We start from the raw sequence: 17,221 nt of genomic DNA, 5'->3' as shown, positions 1-17,221 counted from the left end.
TCAGCGTTTTGTTGGCGGGCCTTTGGCACCAAGGAAATAGCGGAGATTGAAGCGGATCGCTTGCGACGGACCGTTGAAAGTAAATACCGCGTCCGCGAACTTCGGCGGGCCGAAGCCGATCTTGGCGTCGTTCGAAAAGCCGACGCCTTCCTTCGGAATGCCGAACAGCGCGCGATCGACTTCCTTGTTGTTGTTCTCGTCAAGGAAGGCCTGCGCGGCATAGCGGCCGGGCGGCAGGTGCCGCACCACCAGCCGGGTCACGCCCACTTGCGCGGGCGCGTCCGCCGCCCAAGGGCAGTTGTCCTTGAGAAACTGGGCCTGCGGGCAGATGTCGATATGCACGGTGCCGCGCGCAACGCGCACGTTGCCGACGTCGATCGTCAGCACGCCCTCGGCCTGTTGCGATCCCGCCGTCACGGGAACGGCCAGCCCGGCGATGCCCGCCGCCAGTGCCACCGCACGCATCAAGGGTAGGGGTAAAGGCACGCGTTCCTCAGGCCCTGGCTTCGAGTGTATCGGGTTCGACGCCGGTGGAGTTGTGCCGGAGGGCGGTGAGGACGGTGTCGACGATCTGGGGGGCGTTGAGGCCGGCTTCGTCGTACTGCCTGTCGGGGTTGTCCTGGTCCTGGAACACGTCGGGCAGGCGCATGGTGCGGATCTTGAGGCCCGCGTCCGTCAGGCCCTGGTCGCTGGCCATGGTCAGCACGTGCGCGCCGAACCCGCCGATCGCGCCTTCCTCGATCGTCACGATGACCTCGTGGCTCGCCATCAGGCGCCGGATCAGGTCCTCGTCCAGCGGCTTGGCGAAGCGCAGGTCGGCGACCGTGGTGGCAAGGCCCTTGGCTTCGAGCTGGTCCGCCGCCTTCAACGCCTCAGCGAGGCGCGTGCCCAGCGAGAGCAGGGCAACCTTGCCGTGCGGTTTCTCGCCGCCCCGCACGATCCGGCCCTTGCCGATCTCCAGCCGTTCGGGAACCGCGGGCAGCGCCACGCCGGTGCCGTTGCCGCGCGGATAGCGGAACGCGATCGGACCCGTGTCATGCAGCGCGGCGGTGTGCGTCATGTGCACCAGTTCCGCCTCGTCCGCCGCCGCCATCACCACCATGTTGGGCAGCGTGGCGAGGTAGGTCACGTCGAAGCTGCCGGCATGCGTCGCCCCGTCGGCACCCACCAGACCCGCACGGTCGATCGCGAAGCGCACCGGCAGGTTCTGGATCGCCACGTCGTGCACCACCTGGTCATAGGCGCGCTGCAGGAACGTGGAATAGATCGCGCAGAACGGCCGCATCCCCTGCGCGGCAAGCCCCGCCGCGAAGGTTACCGCGTGCTGTTCGGCAATGCCGACGTCGAAGCTGCGTTCGGGGAACGCCTGCTGGAACTTGTCGAGCCCCGTGCCCGAAGGCATCGCCGCGGTGATCGCGCAGATCGCCGGATCGCGCCGCGCTTCGGCCAGCAGGGCCTGCGCGAACACGCCGGTATAGCTCGGCGGTCCCGGCGGGGCCTTGGCCTGTTCGCCGGTGACGACGTTGAACTTCTGCACCCCGTGGTACTTGTCCGCCGCCGCCTCGGCCGGGGCATAGCCCTTGCCCTTCTGCGTCACGACATGGACCAGGCACGGCCCCTCGGCCGCGTCGCGCACGTTCTCCAGCACCGGGATCAGCTGGTCCAGATTGTGCCCGTCGATCGGGCCGACGTAGTAGAACCCCAGCTCCTCGAACAGCGTACCGCCCATCGCCATGCCGCGCGCGAACTCGTCGGTCTTGCGCGCGGCCTCGTGCAGCGGGCGCGGCAGCTTGCGCGACAGCCGCTTGGCCAGCTCGCGCAGCTCCAGGAACGGGCGCGACGACACCAGCCGCGCGAGATAGGCCGAAAGCCCGCCTACCGGCGGCGCGATCGACATGTCGTTGTCGTTGAGGATCACCACCAGCCGGTTGCCGGCGGCCTGCGCGTTGTTCATCGCCTCGTAGGCCATGCCCGCCGACATCGCGCCATCGCCGATCACCGCGATGCCCTTGCCCGGCGCGCCCGACAGCTTGTTGGCCACGGCAAAGCCCAGCGCCGCCGAGATCGACGTCGACGAATGCGCCGTGCCGAACGGGTCGTATTCGCTCTCCGACCGCTTGGTGAAGCCCGAAAGGCCACCACCCTGGCGCAGCGTGCGCATCCGCTCGCGCCGGCCGGTCAGGATCTTGTGCGGATAGGCCTGGTGCCCCACGTCCCACACCAGCCGGTCACGCGGCGTGTCGAACACGTAGTGCAGCGCCACCGTCAGCTCCACCACCCCAAGGCCCGACCCCAGGTGACCGCCCGTCTGCCCTACCGCCGCGATCATCTCCGCCCGGACCTCGTCCGCCAATGCCCGCAAACGCGGCAACGGCCAGCCCCGAAAATCAACCGGCGTCTCTACTCCCTCCAGCAAGGGACGATCTCGTTCTAACGACATCCCTGCGCCTTACATTCCAAAAACCGTGGTGTCATTACTACTCAAGTGGGGCTGCGTGCCTGAACCGGTCCTGCACGAAGCGGGCGTGACAGTTGAAAAGTTTTGGCATAAAAAGTGTCGATTCATGGCGCGGACGTATTGACCATCCATCCGCGTGTGGCATCTTCGGGTTTCAAAAAACAACCCGTGACAGTGAAATAGGCGCGGGAAACGGGAGAGTGATCATGCGGCGCACGGCGATCATCGCGGCTCTATTGCTGGGCAGTGCCTTTTCCTTGTCGGGGTGCGACAAGATCAAGCAGGCCGTGTCCGGCAAGTCCGAGATCAAGGTGGTGGAAACCGAGTTTCCCGAGCGCGTCTTCTGGGGCGACACCCATCTTCACACCGCCAATTCGGTCGACGCCTTTGGCTTCGGCAACCGGTTGGGGCCGGAAGAGGCGTTGCGGTTCGCGCGCGGCGAGGAAGTGACGTCGAGCACCGGGCAAAAGGCGAAGCTCGCGCGTCCACTGGACTTCCTGGTGATCGCCGATCACGCCGAGGGGCTGGGCGCGACCAAGGCGCTCTACGATGCTCCGCGCCTGCTCATCACCGATCCCACGCTGCGCCGCTGGTATGATCTGATGCACCAGGGGCCGAAGGGTTCGTTGCAGGCGACCGGCGAGATGCTTCAGGCGCGGTCGCAGAACAAGTTGCCGGGCGGCCTTAACGATCCCGCCAAGGCAGAAGAGCGCACGCGCAAGATCTGGAACGATCACCTCGATACCGTCGACCGCTACAACGAGCCGGGCAAGTTCACCGCCTTCTTCGGCTTCGAATACACGCTGATGCAGGGGGGCAACAATCTGCACCGCAACGTGATCTTTCGCGACAACAAGGACCGCGTTGCCAAGATCATGCCGCTCGATCCCACCAACGAACTGTGGCCGGACAAGCTGTGGGATTACATGGACGGCTACGAGAAGAGCACCGGGGGCAAGGTGCTGGCGATCCCGCACAACGCCAACCTGTCCAATGGCCTGATGTTCATGATGACCGATCCCAGCGGCGGCCCGATGACGGCGGCACAGGCCCGCCGCCGCGCCGCGCACGAGCCGGTGGTGGAAATCACCCAGATCAAGGGAGACAGCGAAGCCCATCCGTTCCTGTCACCGAACGATGAATTCGCGGGCTACGGCACGGCCGGGTGGGACCTCAACAACCTGCTCAATTCGCAACCGACCAAGCCGGGCGATCTGGCGGGCAGCTATGTGCGCGAGGCGCTGAAGCGCGGCCTGATCCTGGAGCAGACGATCGGGGTGAACCCCTACAAGTTCGGCGTGATCGGCTCCACGGATTCGCACAGTTCGCTGTCGACGGCCGACGACAACAACTTCTGGGGCAAGCATCCCGGCGTCGAACCGGGGCCGACGCGTGCCACCGATGGCTTCGTGCCGGGCATCAACAGCGGCCGCATGAACTGGCAATCGCTGGCGAGCGGCTATGCCGCCGTGTGGGCGCGGGCCAACACGCGCACCTCGATCTTCGACGCAATCCAGCGCCGCGAAGTCTATGGCACCACCGGGCCGCGCATGACCGTGCGCTTCTTCGGCGGCTGGGATTTCAAGGGCGACGACCTCAAGGGCGACTGGGTCCACGCCGGCTATCGCCGCGGCGTGCCGATGGGCAGCGACCTTGGCGGGCACAAGGGAACGGGCGCGCCGAGCTTCATCGTTTCCGCGCTGAAAGACCCGGTCGGTGCCAATCTCGATCGCGTCCAGATCGTCAAGGGCTGGGTCGACAAGGGCGGCAAGTCGCACGAAAAGGTCTTCGACGTCGTGTGGAGCGACATGGGCAAGCGCAAGCCGGTGGGCGGCAAGGTGCCGGCGGTTGGCGATACCGTGGACCTGACGCGGGCGACATACGCCAACTCGATCGGCGCGCCGGCACTGGCCAGCGTGTGGACCGATCCGGAGTTCGATCCGGCGATGCGCGCGTTCTATTACGTGCGCGTGCTGGAAATCCCGACGCCAAACTGGGTCAGCTACGATGCGGTGAAGTACCACCTCACCCTGACCCCGGACATTCCGCGCAAGCAGCAGGAACGTGCCTATACCTCGGCGATCTGGTACACTCCTGCGTAACGGCGACCGGACATGACCCTGCGATCCCGCGCGGCCTCGCTGCTGCGTGAACCTCTGGTGCATTTCATGATCGCGGGGGTTCTGGTCTTCGCCCTGTTGGCCGGCCGCGCGCCGGACGCGGGCGAACGGCGCATCGTGGTGAACGCGGAGGTCGTGTCGCGCCTGCTCAACCGCTTTACCGAAAGCTTCCACCGCCAGCCCACGCCGCAGGAAATGGACGGGCTGATCAGCGATTACGTGCACGAGCAGGTCTATTACCGCGAGGCGCTGCGGCTGGGGCTGGACAAGGATGACGAGATCGTGGTGCGCCGGATGCGCAACAAGATGATTGCCATCGCCACCAACGATGCCGAAGCGGCGACGCCGACCGATGCCGATTTGCAAAAGCTGCTCGACAAGGACCCCGGCCGCTATGCGCGCGAACCGAAGGTGACGTTCGCGCAACTCTATCTGGGGGCCGACAGCCCCGCCACCCGCGCGGCCGCGCGCGATGCGCTGGCAGTGTTGCGGCAGGGCGGGGATGCCGCGCGCTTTGCCCAGGCGGTGCCGCTCAACCCTCGTTACGAGGCCGCGGACGCGGATTCCATCGGCGCCACGTTCGGCGATGCCTTCGCGCTGGCGCTGCGCAAGCTGCCGCGCGGCGAATGGACCGGGCCGGTCACTTCGGGCCTTGGCCTGCATCTGGTGCGCGTCGACGCGGTGATCGCGGCTAGGCCGCCGACGGTGGCCGAAGCGCGCCAGCAGCTTGCCAACGACTGGCACGAAGCCAACGTGCGCAAGGCGGAGGAAGAGGCCTATCGCAAGATCGTCGACGGCTATGACGTGGTGATCGAGCAGCCCAAGTGAACACGGCGCGCGACCTTGCCCTGCTCCTGCTCGCGGTGCTGTGCGTGGTCGGCCCGCCGGCGCGGGCGGACGAATTGCGGCCGGGCTATCTGGAACTGACGCAGCAGGACGCGGCGCACTGGAAGCTGGTGTGGAAAGCACCGATCCTTGGGGGGCTGGCCACGCGCGCACGGCCCGCGCTGCCGGCGTTCTGCACGATTACCCCGCGCGCCAGCCGTCTCGATGGAGGCTCCGTGATCTCGACCGGCGATGTCACTTGCCGGGGATCGCTGGAAGGGCAGAAAGTCGGCCTTTCCGGCATGGAGAGCACATTCACCGATGCCCTTTTGCGGGTGGCGCCGCTGGGGCGGCCGGTTCAGGCCGAGCGGCTCACCACCGCGCAGCCAATGGTGGAGGTGGCGGCGAAACCCGGCCGCTGGCAGGTGGCGCGGACCTATTTCGTGCTGGGCGTCGAACACATCCTGACGGGATACGACCACCTGCTGTTCGTGGTCTCGCTGGTGCTGCTGCTGGGCCATTTGTGGACCGTGGTGCGTGCCGCCACGGCGTTCACGGTGGCGCATTCGATTACCCTTGCCGGCACGACGCTGGGGCTGTTCGGGCTGGCGCAGGCGCCGGTGGAAGCGCTGATTGCGCTGTCGATCGTGTTCCTGGCGGTGGAGATCGTGAAACGCCGCGATGGCGCGCCGCGCCTGTCCGAACGCGTGCCGTGGGTGGTGGCCTTCCTGTTCGGACTGCTGCACGGCTTCGGCTTTGCCGGCGCGCTGCGCGAGATCGGCTTGCCGGAAACCGATGTGCCGATGGCGCTGCTGACGTTCAATCTGGGCGTGGAGACCGGGCAACTGGTGATCGTAGCGGTCTGCCTCGCCGCGATCGGGCTGTTGCGGCGCTTCACCCCGCAAGCGCTGCGCCCGGCGACGCTTCTCGCGACTTATGCGATTGGCATTACCGCCAGCTACTGGTTCATCGATCGCCTGATCGCCTGAATGCGCTGCTCTAGGCGCTGATCGGCAGCGTGGGCCATGTCTCCGTGATCGTGTGCCCGTCGAACACCGCGATGTCCCCGAACTGGAGAAAGAGCGCTTCGCTCTGGTCCGGGCGCAGGAAGACGTGGTCGTCCGGGCGCAGGTTCGTCCGGGCCGAACCGAGCAGGAGTTCCTGGTTGGAGGAGCGCCCGAACAGGCCGGAATAGGACAGGCCCGGCGGCGAAACCGGCTGGGCCAGCCAGTGCCCGCCATGCATGAAGAAGCCGCGCTGGCTGTTGCGATCGAACCAGTGCATCAGACCGGACAGCGGCTCCACGCCCGGCAGGCGCATGTCCGCCACGGCCTTGATGACGGGGGAAGCGATGAAGGCGGCCGGCGCCAGATCGGCAAGGTCGGGATAGTCGAACGTGCCCGGCTTGACGAAGGCGGAGCCGACCGAGACTTCGTTGGCCACGGTGCCCTTGCAATGGCGGCGGAATGTGGGACTGCCGGCGCCGTTCAGCGTCAGCGCCGCCGCATTGCCGACGACGTGGCGCACGGCATCGATAGCGGCGCGGTAGGCGGCCTGCGAGGCGGCATAGGCGCGATCGGGCAGCGGCATCTTGGGAACATGGGGGTCGTACCCCATCAGTCCGGCGATGCGCACGCCGTTGTCGCGCGCGAAGGCGAGCGCGGGGGCTAGGTCCGTGGCATCAGGAAATCCGCCGCGGTGCAGGCCTACATCGAGTTCGAAGCTCACCTGCAGAGGCACGGTATGGGCCTTGGCGACCGCGGCGTATTCGGAAAGCCGCTGCGGCGTGTCGATCAGCCATTGCGGGCGGGCGGCGGCCTGCGGCCCGGCCTTGTCGATCACGCGGGCGAATTCGGCGGCGGGCAGGGGCTTGCCCATCAGCATGTCGGCATCGGCGTAAAGGGGCAGCAATTGCAGCAGCATCTCGGCGCTAAACACCATCATCCGCCGGCTGCCCATGCCGTTCAGCACGTGTTCGATGAGGCGGGGGGCGGGCAGCGACTTGACTACCACGCGCAGCGGCAGTTTTGCGCCATCGACCGACGCGCGGATGGCCCTGATGTTCGCGTCCAGCCGCTGCCGGTCGATCACCAGCACGGGATGCATCAGCCCGGCGCGGCGCAGCGCGGCGGCCAGCCCGGCAAAATAGGCATCGTGTCCGCCGCCGGTCTCCGCCGGGCGCAGGGCAAGGACGCCGAGCCCGGCAACGGCGATCGCGCCGCCGCCTACGAGCACGGCGCGGCGCGAGGATGTCTTGCGTTCAGGCGGCATCGAAGATCCTGCGCAGGAAGGGGTTGAGCATCCGGCCCTGCGGATCGAGCCGGCGGCGCACCGCATCGGCTTGCGCGAACATCGGATAGAGCGGCTGGAGTTCCTTGCGCGACAGCGAATGGAGCTTGCCCCAATGCGGTCGCCCGCCCGCCTCGCGCAGCACCGGTTCGATCAGGTCGAACATGAACTGGTGGCTGTCCTTGTAATAGGCGTGGACCGCGATCGAACCGCTCTCGCGCTGGTAGAACGGGGAGAGCCAGGCATCGTCGGGCGCGATGATCCGCGCCTCGATCGGCACGAACACGTCGTGCGCGTGGCTTTCGATGCGACGGACCACTTCGCGCAGTGCCTCCACCTGCCGTTCGATGGGGACGTGGTATTCCATCTCCTTGAAGCGGACGGGGCGCTCGTTCGACAGGAGCTTCCAGCCCTGGTCGATGGCTACTTCGGGCGGTTCGTCTTTGAGGAAGTGCGCGGCGACGCGCTTGCGCACGCCGGGGGTGAACTCGAACACGTCGCGCAGCAGCTTCAGCTGCATCAGCACGTCGGTATCGCGATCGGGCCCGCGCGGGCGGACCGGTTCGGTCGAGACATCGTGGGTGATGAGCGCGGCCTTGCCGGTGAAGGGCAGGATCAGGAATTCGGCGTTGCGATGGCGCGTTGCGAGCGCGGGCCACTGGCCGAGCAGTTCCTCGGTATCGACGATCCGCACTTCCTTGCGCACGCGAGTCAGCGGCTGGTTGCGCAAGGTCACTTCGGTCAGCACGCCGAACGCGCCAAGGCCCACGCGCGCTGCGTGAAAGACCTCGGGTTCGTGATCGGGCGCGGCTTCGATCACCGTGCCATCGGGGGTGACCAGCCGCAGCGCGGTAACGCCGCCGTGAATCGCGGTCAGCCCCTTGCCGGTACCGTGCGTGCCGGTGGCGAGCGCGCCGGCCAGCGATTGCTTGTTGATGTCCGGCAGGTTGGGCATCTCCTGCCCGATCGCGGCCAGCGCGGGGCCGAGCACGGCCAGCCGCGTTCCTGCCAGGACGCGGGCCGAATGCGTGGCGGCGTCATGCCCGGCCAGCCCCGCCATGCGGTCGAGCGAGAGCATCGTGCCCGACGTGGGCACCAGCGCGGTGAAGCTGTGCCCGGCGCCGACCGGGCGGATGGGCGTGGGGGCGGTGGGCAGCGCTTGCGCGAGTTCGGCTTCGCTGGCGGGCGCAAGGCGACGCTCCGGATAGGCATGTTCAAGGCCGCACCAGTTGGTCCACAGCACGCGGCCCGATCCGTCGAGCGCGGGCGGGGCGGCCGGTTCGCGATCGAGCCATGCTCGCCGTGCGGTGAGGCCGCCCGCCGTGGCTCCCAGCACGCCCACCGTTCCCAGAATGGCTTTCCTGCGCGTGAGCATCGCCATGGTTCCTATTCCTTCTCGCGGCCGGTCATGAACCGGATCAGCGCCTTGAGATCGTCGGGCGTGCAGGCAAGGCACTGGCCACCGGCGGGCATCGCGCCCTTGCCCTGGATGGCGCTGGCAAGCAGCGCGTCCGGCCCCTTGCTCCAGCGGGCATCCCACATCGTGCGATCACCGGTGAGCGGCGCGGTCGAAGCGCGGACCGTGTGGCAGGCCTTGCACGAGGCGTCATAGAGTTCGGCCAGACGCGGGTCTGCCGGGGTCAGGGCGGCGCTTTGCGCTTCGGTCAGCGGTTTTGCCGGCGGTGCGGAAGCGCCACAGCCGGCTAGTGCAAGCAGGGCCGGCGCCAGCAGCGCCGCCGCGAACATGCCCTGTGCCCCACGCAATCCGAGTCGCGCCATCATGTCCCTTCCCAACTTGCCGGAAATCTAGTTATAGCTATATTTCTGTCAAGGAGCATCGGAACGTGACCGAAGAAGGCGAAATCCCCTTTGCGATGTCGGGGCGAAAACCGGTGCAAAAGCGGGCGCAAGCCACGTGGAACCGCCTGCTCGATGCCGCCGGAAGCCTGCTGGAAGAGGTAGGGGTGGAGCGCATTTCCACCAACCTGGTGGCGGCGCGCGCCGGGGTCAGTCCGCCGACGCTCTACCACTACTTCCCGGACAAGTACGCGCTGCTGGCTGCCCTGGGGGAACGGCTGATGATGGCGCAGAATGCGCTGGTGGTGCTGGACCCCGAACAGGACCAAGCCGCCATCGCCGCCGTGCTGGAGGCGCATGTCACCCTGACCCGCGCCACGCCGGGCGGGGCGTGGATCATGCGGATGCTGCGGGCGGTGCCGCAACTCGCGCCGATCCGCATCGCCTCGCACCGTGCCGTGGCGCACGCGCTGGCGGAGCGCGTGCTCGCGCTCGACCCCCGGCAGGACCCGCAGTCTACCGAGGCGCGGGCGCGGCTTTGCGTGGATCTGGGATATGCCGCGATCGAACTGATCTTCGACGAACCCGATCTGCCGGAGGCTCCGGCGCTGGCCGATGCCGCGCGCGCGATCCGGGCGGTGATCGCGCCGTAGGCCGCTTGCGTCGCGCCTGTTCCTTGCTATGAAGTTTTCACGAATATGAACTGATCGAGCATTGGGAGAGCCGCATGGCCAAGATCAAGACCACGCACGTCGGAAGCCTGCCGCGCGGCGATGAACTCACGCCGCTGCTGCTGGCGCGCGATGGCGGCCAGCCTTACGACGCGGCCGAGTTCGACGCCAAGGTTTCCGCCGCCGTCGATTCGGCGGTGAAGGCGCAGGTCGAAGCCGGCGTGTCCGTGGTCAGCGATGGTGAGCTGGGCAAGGTTGGCTATTCGACCTACATGATCGAGCGGCTGTCCGGCTTTGGCGGCCATATCGATCGCAAGCCCGCGGCCGACCTTGCCGAAGTGCCCAACCTCGCCAAGAAGCTTTCGGCGATCATGGGCAGCCAGGAATTCGTGCGGGCGTCGTGCATCGGTCCGGTGAAGCTGGTAACGCTCGATCCGCTGCACGAGGATATCCGCCGCTTCAAGTCGGCGCTCGCCAAGCATGGCGCACCCGATACCGAAGCCTTCATGAACGCCGCCTCGCCCGGGCTTATCACCGCGTTTCAGGTGAACCGCCACTACCCCAGCCACGAGGCCTATCTGGCCGACCTCGCCGATGCGATGCGCGAGGAATACGAGACGATCGTGCGCGAGGGGTTCTACCTCCAGCTCGACTGCCCGGACCTCGCGATGTCGCGCCATACCGGCTACCAGGATATGGCGGAGGAAGACTTCCTCAAGGTCGCGGCGGCGAACGTCGAGGCGCTGAACGCCGCCACGGCCAATATCCCGCCCGAGCGGATGCGGATGCATGTGTGCTGGGGCAACTACGAAGGGCCGCACGATCACGACATCGCGCTGGAAAAGGTGATCGACATCGTGCTGAAGGCGCGCCCCGCCACGGTGCTGTTCGAGGCCGCCAATCCGCGCCACGAACACGAGTGGAAGGTGTGGAAGGACGCGAAGTTGCCCGACTGGAAGGTGCTGGCGCCGGGCCTGATCGACACCTGCTCCAACTATATCGAGCATCCTGAACTGATCGCCCAGCGGATCGAGCGCTTTGCCGAATTCGTTGGCCCGGAACGCGTTGTCGCCAGCACCGATTGCGGCTTCGGCACGTTTGCCGGTTATGGCAAGATCGATCCGATCGTGACATGGCGCAAGCTTCGGTCGCTGCGCGAAGGTGCGGACATCGCGGCGACCCGTATGTGAGCCGGCCGTCTCTGACGGCGAACAGGGAGCAAGGTATGAACCCCGATGATCGCCGGGCCGTCGAGCACGATTGCGCCCGCTTGATCGCGCTTTACGCCAACCTCAACGACGAGGCGCGCTGGGACGAGGTGGCCGCGCTCTATGCCGAGGATGGCGTGATGGTCCGCCCGACCGCGCCGGACCAGCCGGTCGTGGGGCGCGAGGCGATCCTGGCGGCGTTCAAGGCGCGCCCGCCGCGAACCACGCGGCACGTCTGCTCCAACGTGGTGATCGACGTTGAAGGGCCGGCTACCGCGCGGGGCACGTCGGCGATGCTGCTGTTCACGGGGGAAGGGCCGCCGCTGGTGGGTTCGTTCCACGATCGCTTCTGCCTGACCGCCGCCGGATGGCGCTTTGCCGAGCGGCGCGGATCGTTGACGTTCAAGGGGTAACGGCATGAGCGCCAGCCAGGCGGGCGCTGCCGCCCCGGTCAAGTCCGCGATGCGCACGCTCGATGTGATCGAGTTCGTCGTGGCGCATCCGCAGGGCGTGATCGCGCAGGAGATCGCGGCGGCGCTGGGGATTCCCGTCAGCAGCCTGTCCTATCTGCTGGCGACGCTGGCCGAGCGGGAATACCTGGCCCGGCAAGGACGGCGCTATCTGCCGGGGCCGGGGCTGGAGCGGCTGCGCGCGCCCGTGTCCTCGCTTTCGCTGGCGGAAAGAGTGACGCCGCTGGTACGCGCCTTGCGCAGCGAGTTGAACGAGACGTCGTCGTTCATGATCCGCGCCGGCTGGGATGCCGAGGCGCTGGTGACCGAAGCCAGCGACCAGGCGCTGCGCTATGCGATCGATCCCGGCACGCGCAAGCCGTTGCACGGGCTGGCCGGCGGGCTGGTTCTGCTGGCGGGGATGGCCGAGCCAGAACTGGCGGACTATTTCGCGCGAAGCGAACGGGAACAACTGACGCCGAAAACGCGCGTTTCGGAGGCTGATCTGCGTGCCGATATTGCCGAGATTCGGCAAAACGGCTTCTGCACCGCGCGCGAGCGGGCCACGCTTGGCATCTGCGGGGTGGCTGTGCCGGCCAGGCTGGGCGACCGGCAGATCGGCGTGTTCAGCGTGGCCGTGCCTGCGGTCCGGTTCGATCCGGCGCTGGAACAGCGGATCAGGATATTGCTCCAGCGCAGCGCAGACGCGATCAGGGAAGCGTAGTCGGAACGGGCGCCGAAACCGGTCCGATGTGCAGGCTTCCGGCCGGCTTGTGGGCCGTTTGCTTGTGATTGGCGAGCGAAGCCAGCCGGGCATGCCGCTGCGCCAGCCATGACATGACCGGGGCGCACAGGAACGCGGCGGACAGGCTGGCAAGCTGCAGCGCCAGCAGCCATTCGGTCTCGCTTCCCCAGCCGGTGTCGATCGCGAGGATCGTTATCGTCAGCGCGAGGAATAGCGCGCCCAGTACGGTTTCCGCCACCGTATCGGCGAAGGGCGAACGGCGCGACGCGGCTACGGCGAACTTGGGCGTGCGGCGCCACGCTAGCGGACGACGGGAAAGCCCCGCCACGCCGCCGAGCAGCACGATCCAGGTCAGCGAGGCACGGGCGATCTCGCCGAGCACCATGTCGCGCGGCTCATGACAGCCGGACAGGCGGTAGCGATGCGCCGTGCGCGCGCACCAGGTCATTCCGCCAAGAAGCATCAGCGCCCACACCACGTTGGGGATGTCCACCGGATCGCCGGCGCGGGCCGATTGGGCAAGGCCCATGAAGACCGTGCCGGCCAGCATCAGGATCAGCGCGCCCACGCGCTGCAACGGGGCGACGCACCGCAACACTTCGAGCAGCTTCGACCAGCCCGGCAGCGTGCCCGCGATGGGGCGCGGCAGGAACAGCCGCCAGTGGCGGCGCAACTGCTGCACGGGGCCGGCGGTCCAGCGGAACCGCTGCTTGCGGTAATCGTCGAAGGTTTCGGGGATCAGCCCGCGCCCGAACGTTTCGCTGAAGTAGAGCCCGTGCCATCCGGCAGCCCGCATCCGGACCGAAACTTCGGAATCCTCGGTAAGGCACCATTCGGCCCACCCGCCGGCGTCCCTTAGAGCCTGCGCACGCAGCAGACACATCGTGCCTATGGTGAACGCGCCGCCGTATTCGCTGATGCCACGCCAGTCGACCTTGTTGACCGGCATGTATTCCCAATGGCAGGCGGTCAGCCACGGGCTGCCGGCATAGCCACGATAATCGTGGGGAGTCTGGATATAACCGAGGCCGGCATCGGCGAAATGCGGCACCAGCCGCGACAGGAAATCGCGCGTGGCATGGTAATCGGCGTCGATCACGCCAACGATCTCGGTATCGGGCGCCATAACGTCGAGGCAGAAGTTGAGAGCGCCGGCCTTCGCACCTTCGAGGGGGGCGACGTGGAAGAAGCGGAACACGGTTCGGCCAAGCTGGCGGTTGAGCGCGGTGCAATGGGCCTCCAGCGGACGCCACAGGGCTTCGTCCGGCGTGTTGTTGTCGCAGACCAGCACTTCGAAATTGGCATAGGCGAGCGCCGCCAGGCGATCCATCGTCCCCATGACGACCGCGGGCGGTTCGGAATAGCAGGGCAGGTGGAGCGAAACCTTGGGTTCACGCGCCGCCTTTGCCGATGCACTGCCCGGCGATACAGGCCGCCGCCAGCGTTCATGCGTAATGGCGGCGTCACGCGCGACGCTGCCAGCCATTGCGGCCAGGGCAACGACCGTGCCCAGCGCCAGCCCGATCAGGGCGGGTATGCGGAACCAGCCGGGAAAATCGCTTTCGCCGATGAACAGCGCGCTCCAGCCGGTCGCAACCGTCATCGCGAGAATTTGCGCGGCATGCCAGGCGATACCGGCGTTGTTCAGGCGGGCCACCCGTATCCGCAAAACCATGCACAGGCCTGCGAAGACGAAGGTTGCGAGCAACAGCGGCGTGGCTGACAAAGAGGGGGCAGGGCCAGCCAGAAGTACGGTGGCCGTCAGCGCGGCTGCCGCAAGCGCGCAGAGTTCGCACAGGTCGCGCAACCGGGACGGCGCCAGCCGCACCGGCTCCCTGTATCGCGCCAGTGCAACCAACGCGGAAAGGCAGGCGGAGATCGCCGCGAACAGCAGCGGCGCATCAAGCGAAGCACGAGAGAACGTCAACAACTGCGACCTCAGATTTCGTTCGGAATCAGGCAAATGCCGGATCCGCCGGACCTGTCTCCGCACGGGCGGGACCGATCGAACGAAATCGCGAAAGCAGCAAAGGTTTCTCTTTGACAGTCCCGGGTGCGACGGGGCGTGCAATTCTTGCCACGCAATGCAACAGGTTACGGCCAGAGTGAGCGCCTTGCCCGTCGATCGCCACAACGGAGGGCATGGTTCGCGCCCTCCGGGTGCTGTGATCGTGCTCGATGCCTCAGGCGGCAGCCATGCCTTCGGTGATTCGCTGCGTTTCGGCGCGCGTCGATTCCGGGCCGGTGTTGCGCTTATAGATACCGCCCTGTCCCGCCTGGCGGTTGAACAGGTCGGGATCGCCCTCGCGCTGCTTCAGCCCGAACAGCGGGAACAGCCCCGGGTGTCGCCCCAGTCCGCCATAAAGGTCGAGGCAGCGTTCGATCCAGTCGCGCAGCGGGTCGTCCTCGGCGAGCACCGGGGTCTGGCATACCGACGCCGTGAACAGGATGCCGCCCATGATGCGGAAATCGGCATAGTTGGGAGCGCTGACGCCGAGCCATGGGTGCTGCGCAAGAGCCGCGCGCAAGGGTTCCAGCGCGGCGGAGATCTTGGGCAGCCGCTCCTCGCGCCCGGCCTGCACGTCTTCCAGTTTGCGGCCCAGCATCTTCTCGCGCGAATGGGTGACGTAGGCATGGTCCTGCGGCAGCGAAAGATTGCGGTAATCGGCGCAGAAGCAGAACATCCACGGCCCCACGGCGGCGTTCCAGAACCAGTGATCGAGCGCCTTCAACGTCGCCGCCACGCTCTCGTGCGGGATCAGGGCGGGGCGGTCGGGGTAGGTGGCGTCAAGATATTCGACGATGCCCCAGCTATCGAGCACCCATTCCCCGTCGTCGACGATCGCGGGCAGGCGCTCCGTCTTGCCGCCGGTGCGTTCGAGAATGCCGGTGAAGCCGCCGGGCACGACGTCAAGCTCGAAGCCCTTGTGCTTGACAGCATACTTGGTCGCCCAGACGAACGGGCTGATCGTGGCGCCCGTCGAAAGGGCAAGGTCATAGAAGGTGATGGTGTTGTTCGCGGCCATGCCGGTTGCTCTCCTGGACGTCCTCTTTTCGCCAACGACCATGCCACGTATTGTTAGGTTTAAAAACTAAATTCGGGCAGAAAAAGAGCGCCGGCCCTGTCGGGGAGGGCCGGCGCTCACACTTCAGGCTTGCGCGGAATTACTTCCGGGTGCGCCAGCCTTCGGCATAGCTGTCACGGGCGACTTCCGAATAGGGCACCGAGGCGACGACCGCCTTGATCTCGGTCTGAACGTGCGGCTCGACGGTCGGCTTGGTGGTGCCGCCATCGGGTTCGCCCCACAGCAGCGATACTTCGGTGCCGGGGGTTTCGAAGCCGGGTTCCATCATGGCCAGCGTCAGGAACTTGCCCTCATTGGCGCTGTAGCCGATCCACGTCGAGATACCGGCCGTCTTGCCGTCCTTCAGCACCAGATCGAACGGGTGCATGGCATAGACCGAGCTGGGGTATTCCATGAACTTGGCCCGTTCGCCCTTGCTCAGGGCGGAGGACTGCACGCGCATCACGTCCTCGTTGTCGAGTGCCAGGGTCACCTTGGTGCGCTTGGGGCCGGCCGCCATCTTTTCCAGCGCGGCGCGGCCGATGAACTCGTGGTCGAACTTCACGAACGGCCCGTAACCGAGATCCCACGGATTGGTGTAGTAGCCCTCGATGCTGTCGGGCACATAGCTGCCGCCGACCGAGCACTTGCCTTCATAGGAATTGGCGGAGAGCCATTCGCGATAGGGCTTCAGCGCCTCGCCGGTATAGATCGCGGGAAGCGGGGAGGGGATCCAGCCCGATTCCAGCGTGTTCGACGAATAGGCGCGGCCGCCGACCAGCGCCATGCCGAAGTCCTTGCCCGCTTCCACCAGGGCGCCGTGGACGGCGGCATAGTCTTCCCAGGGGCCGAACAGTTCGAAGCCGGGTTGCCCGGCCATGCCGTGGCGCAGGGCGCGCACGTCGCGGCTGCCGATCGTCATGCGGGTCATGTGGAAGAACTTCAGTTCGGGCGCCGGCTTGCCCGTGGCCTTTTCGATGATCTTCATCGCGTTGGGGCCTTGAATCTGGAAGCGATACGAATTGCGCTTGCCGTCGTTGCGCATTGCCCAGCGTTCGTCCCGCTCGACGGTCACATTCCAGTTGCCGCTGGCGGCGTGGTATTCGACCCATTCGATCGATGGCGCGCGGCCGACGAGGTTGAATTCGTTCTCGTCGAGATAGAACAGGATCACGTCCCCGATGACATAGCCATCGGGCGTGCAGGGCACGAACTGCTTGGCGCGATCGGGCTGGAAGCCCTTGAAGGTGTTGATCGCAAGATATTCCAGCATCTTGAACGCATCGGGTCCGCGCACCGCGAGATCGACCATGTGATACGACTGGTTGTACAGAACCGCCGTGTGGCCCCAGGCCCACTGTTCCGCGCGCCAGTTGGAATATTCAGCCGGCACACCCGGATAGACGTTGGGGCCGACCTGCTGGTTGCGCAGGAAGCCGACGACATCGGCCTGGCCTTGCAGCAGCTGTTCAAGATTTTGCGACATGGATGGAGACTCTCCCGTGCGAGGTGCTTGGTGTGAAACCTCCATGCCCCAAATTCGCTGATATGAAAAGTTCGCAATTATGAACTTCAGAAAAATCGCAAGTGACCC

15 protein-coding genes are annotated in these 17,221 nt (G+C 66.5%); 7 read left to right on the top strand and 8 right to left on the bottom strand.

The window, feature by feature from the left end; genetic code table 11:
• Positions 1–486: a DUF2141 domain-containing protein gene (locus tag FA702_RS05000; protein WP_255504717.1), complete on the bottom strand. Its 486-nt coding sequence runs from the start codon at positions 484–486 to the stop codon at positions 1–3.
• Between the two features lie 7 nt (positions 487–493).
• Positions 494–2,440, bottom strand: a complete 1,947-nt coding sequence (dxs, locus tag FA702_RS04995) for a 1-deoxy-D-xylulose-5-phosphate synthase (RefSeq protein WP_136955255.1) — start codon at positions 2,438–2,440, stop codon at positions 494–496.
• A gap of 224 nt (positions 2,441–2,664) precedes the next feature.
• Here dxs and FA702_RS04990 point away from each other — a divergent pair, with 224 nt between their 5' ends.
• Genes FA702_RS04990 through FA702_RS04980 form a run of 3 tightly spaced genes read left to right on the top strand, consistent with a single transcriptional unit; the run spans position 2,665 to position 6,392 of the window.
• Positions 2,665–4,560: a DUF3604 domain-containing protein gene (locus FA702_RS04990; RefSeq protein ID WP_136955254.1), complete on the top strand. Its 1,896-nt coding sequence runs from the start codon at positions 2,665–2,667 to the stop codon at positions 4,558–4,560.
• A 12-nt stretch (positions 4,561–4,572) separates the two neighbouring features.
• Positions 4,573–5,406, top strand: a complete 834-nt coding sequence (locus FA702_RS04985) for a peptidyl-prolyl cis-trans isomerase (protein WP_136955253.1) — start codon at positions 4,573–4,575, stop codon at positions 5,404–5,406.
• Positions 5,403–6,392 (top strand): HupE/UreJ family protein, encoded by a 990-nt coding sequence (locus tag FA702_RS04980; protein ID WP_255504716.1) that lies wholly within the window; start codon positions 5,403–5,405, stop codon positions 6,390–6,392. Before FA702_RS04985 ends, FA702_RS04980 begins: the two co-directional genes overlap by 4 nt.
• Positions 6,393–6,402: 10 nt before the next feature.
• Here the strand turns inward: FA702_RS04980 and FA702_RS04975 are convergent, their stop codons facing one another.
• Genes FA702_RS04975 through FA702_RS04965 form a run of 3 tightly spaced genes read right to left on the bottom strand, consistent with a single transcriptional unit; the run spans position 6,403 to position 9,474 of the window.
• On the bottom strand, positions 6,403–7,674 hold the full coding sequence (locus FA702_RS04975) for an alanine racemase (RefSeq protein ID WP_136955252.1): 1,272 nt from the start codon (positions 7,672–7,674) through the stop codon (positions 6,403–6,405).
• Positions 7,664–9,073 carry a D-arabinono-1,4-lactone oxidase gene (locus FA702_RS04970; protein ID WP_210417587.1) on the bottom strand — a complete coding sequence of 470 codons (1,410 nt, stop codon included), beginning with the start codon at positions 9,071–9,073 and terminating at the stop codon, positions 7,664–7,666. The genes FA702_RS04975 and FA702_RS04970 overlap by 11 nt, the downstream gene beginning before the upstream one ends.
• Positions 9,074–9,078: 5 nt before the next feature.
• A complete protein-coding gene (locus FA702_RS04965) occupies positions 9,079–9,474 on the bottom strand; it encodes a cytochrome c5 family protein (RefSeq protein WP_210417586.1) in 396 nt (131 codons plus the stop codon).
• A gap of 62 nt (positions 9,475–9,536) precedes the next feature.
• Between FA702_RS04965 and FA702_RS04960 the strand changes: the two genes are divergently transcribed.
• From FA702_RS04960 to FA702_RS04945, 4 genes are all read left to right on the top strand, one after another.
• On the top strand, positions 9,537–10,142 hold the full coding sequence (locus tag FA702_RS04960; RefSeq protein WP_136955251.1) for a TetR/AcrR family transcriptional regulator: 606 nt from the start codon (positions 9,537–9,539) through the stop codon (positions 10,140–10,142).
• 74 nt (positions 10,143–10,216) lie between these two features.
• A complete protein-coding gene (locus tag FA702_RS04955; protein WP_136955250.1) occupies positions 10,217–11,350 on the top strand; it encodes a cobalamin-independent methionine synthase II family protein in 1,134 nt (377 codons plus the stop codon).
• 35 nt (positions 11,351–11,385) lie between these two features.
• On the top strand, positions 11,386–11,781 hold the full coding sequence (locus FA702_RS04950) for a nuclear transport factor 2 family protein (protein ID WP_136955249.1): 396 nt from the start codon (positions 11,386–11,388) through the stop codon (positions 11,779–11,781).
• Positions 11,782–11,785: 4 nt separating this feature from the next.
• Entirely contained in the window at positions 11,786–12,541 is a 756-nt protein-coding gene (locus FA702_RS04945) for an IclR family transcriptional regulator (RefSeq protein ID WP_136955248.1), read from the top strand.
• Here FA702_RS04945 and FA702_RS04940 read toward each other — a convergent pair.
• The 3 genes from FA702_RS04940 to FA702_RS04930 all read right to left on the bottom strand — a co-directional run bounded on the left by FA702_RS04940 (position 12,528) and on the right by FA702_RS04930 (position 17,113).
• A complete protein-coding gene (locus FA702_RS04940; RefSeq protein ID WP_136955247.1) occupies positions 12,528–14,489 on the bottom strand; it encodes a glycosyltransferase family 2 protein in 1,962 nt (653 codons plus the stop codon). The two genes, FA702_RS04945 and FA702_RS04940, sit on opposite strands and share 14 nt — an antisense overlap.
• 256 nt (positions 14,490–14,745) lie before the next feature.
• Positions 14,746–15,588 carry a beta-etherase gene (locus tag FA702_RS04935; RefSeq protein WP_136955246.1) on the bottom strand — a complete coding sequence of 281 codons (843 nt, stop codon included), beginning with the start codon at positions 15,586–15,588 and terminating at the stop codon, positions 14,746–14,748.
• 139 nt (positions 15,589–15,727) lie between these two features.
• Positions 15,728–17,113, bottom strand: a complete 1,386-nt coding sequence (locus FA702_RS04930) for an aminomethyltransferase family protein (protein ID WP_136955245.1) — start codon at positions 17,111–17,113, stop codon at positions 15,728–15,730.
• Between the last annotated feature and the right edge of the window lie 108 nt (positions 17,114–17,221).

It is taken from the genome of Novosphingobium sp. EMRT-2 (genome assembly GCF_005145025.1).
Taxonomy (GTDB): domain Bacteria; phylum Pseudomonadota; class Alphaproteobacteria; order Sphingomonadales; family Sphingomonadaceae; genus Novosphingobium.
This window is presented reverse-complemented; position numbering and strand designations above follow the sequence as displayed.

Excerpts from the sequence above, each read along its gene's own strand:
- FA702_RS04945 (WP_136955248.1), top strand. The coding sequence starts at position 11,786 with ATGAGCGCCAGCCAGGCGGGCGCTGCCGCCCCGGTCAAGTCCGCGATG.
- FA702_RS04965 (WP_210417586.1), bottom strand. The coding sequence starts at position 9,474 with ATGATGGCGCGACTCGGATTGCGTGGGGCACAGGGCATGTTCGCGGCG.
- FA702_RS04975 (WP_136955252.1), bottom strand. The coding sequence starts at position 7,674 with ATGCCGCCTGAACGCAAGACATCCTCGCGCCGCGCCGTGCTCGTAGGC.
- FA702_RS04955 (WP_136955250.1), top strand. The coding sequence starts at position 10,217 with ATGGCCAAGATCAAGACCACGCACGTCGGAAGCCTGCCGCGCGGCGAT.
- FA702_RS04970 (WP_210417587.1), bottom strand. The coding sequence starts at position 9,073 with ATGGCGATGCTCACGCGCAGGAAAGCCATTCTGGGAACGGTGGGCGTG.
- FA702_RS04985 (WP_136955253.1), top strand. The coding sequence starts at position 4,573 with ATGACCCTGCGATCCCGCGCGGCCTCGCTGCTGCGTGAACCTCTGGTG.
- FA702_RS04950 (WP_136955249.1), top strand. The coding sequence starts at position 11,386 with ATGAACCCCGATGATCGCCGGGCCGTCGAGCACGATTGCGCCCGCTTG.
- FA702_RS04930 (WP_136955245.1), bottom strand. The coding sequence starts at position 17,113 with ATGTCGCAAAATCTTGAACAGCTGCTGCAAGGCCAGGCCGATGTCGTC.
- dxs (WP_136955255.1), bottom strand. The coding sequence starts at position 2,440 with ATGTCGTTAGAACGAGATCGTCCCTTGCTGGAGGGAGTAGAGACGCCG.
- FA702_RS04935 (WP_136955246.1), bottom strand. The coding sequence starts at position 15,588 with ATGGCCGCGAACAACACCATCACCTTCTATGACCTTGCCCTTTCGACG.
- FA702_RS04990 (WP_136955254.1), top strand. The coding sequence starts at position 2,665 with ATGCGGCGCACGGCGATCATCGCGGCTCTATTGCTGGGCAGTGCCTTT.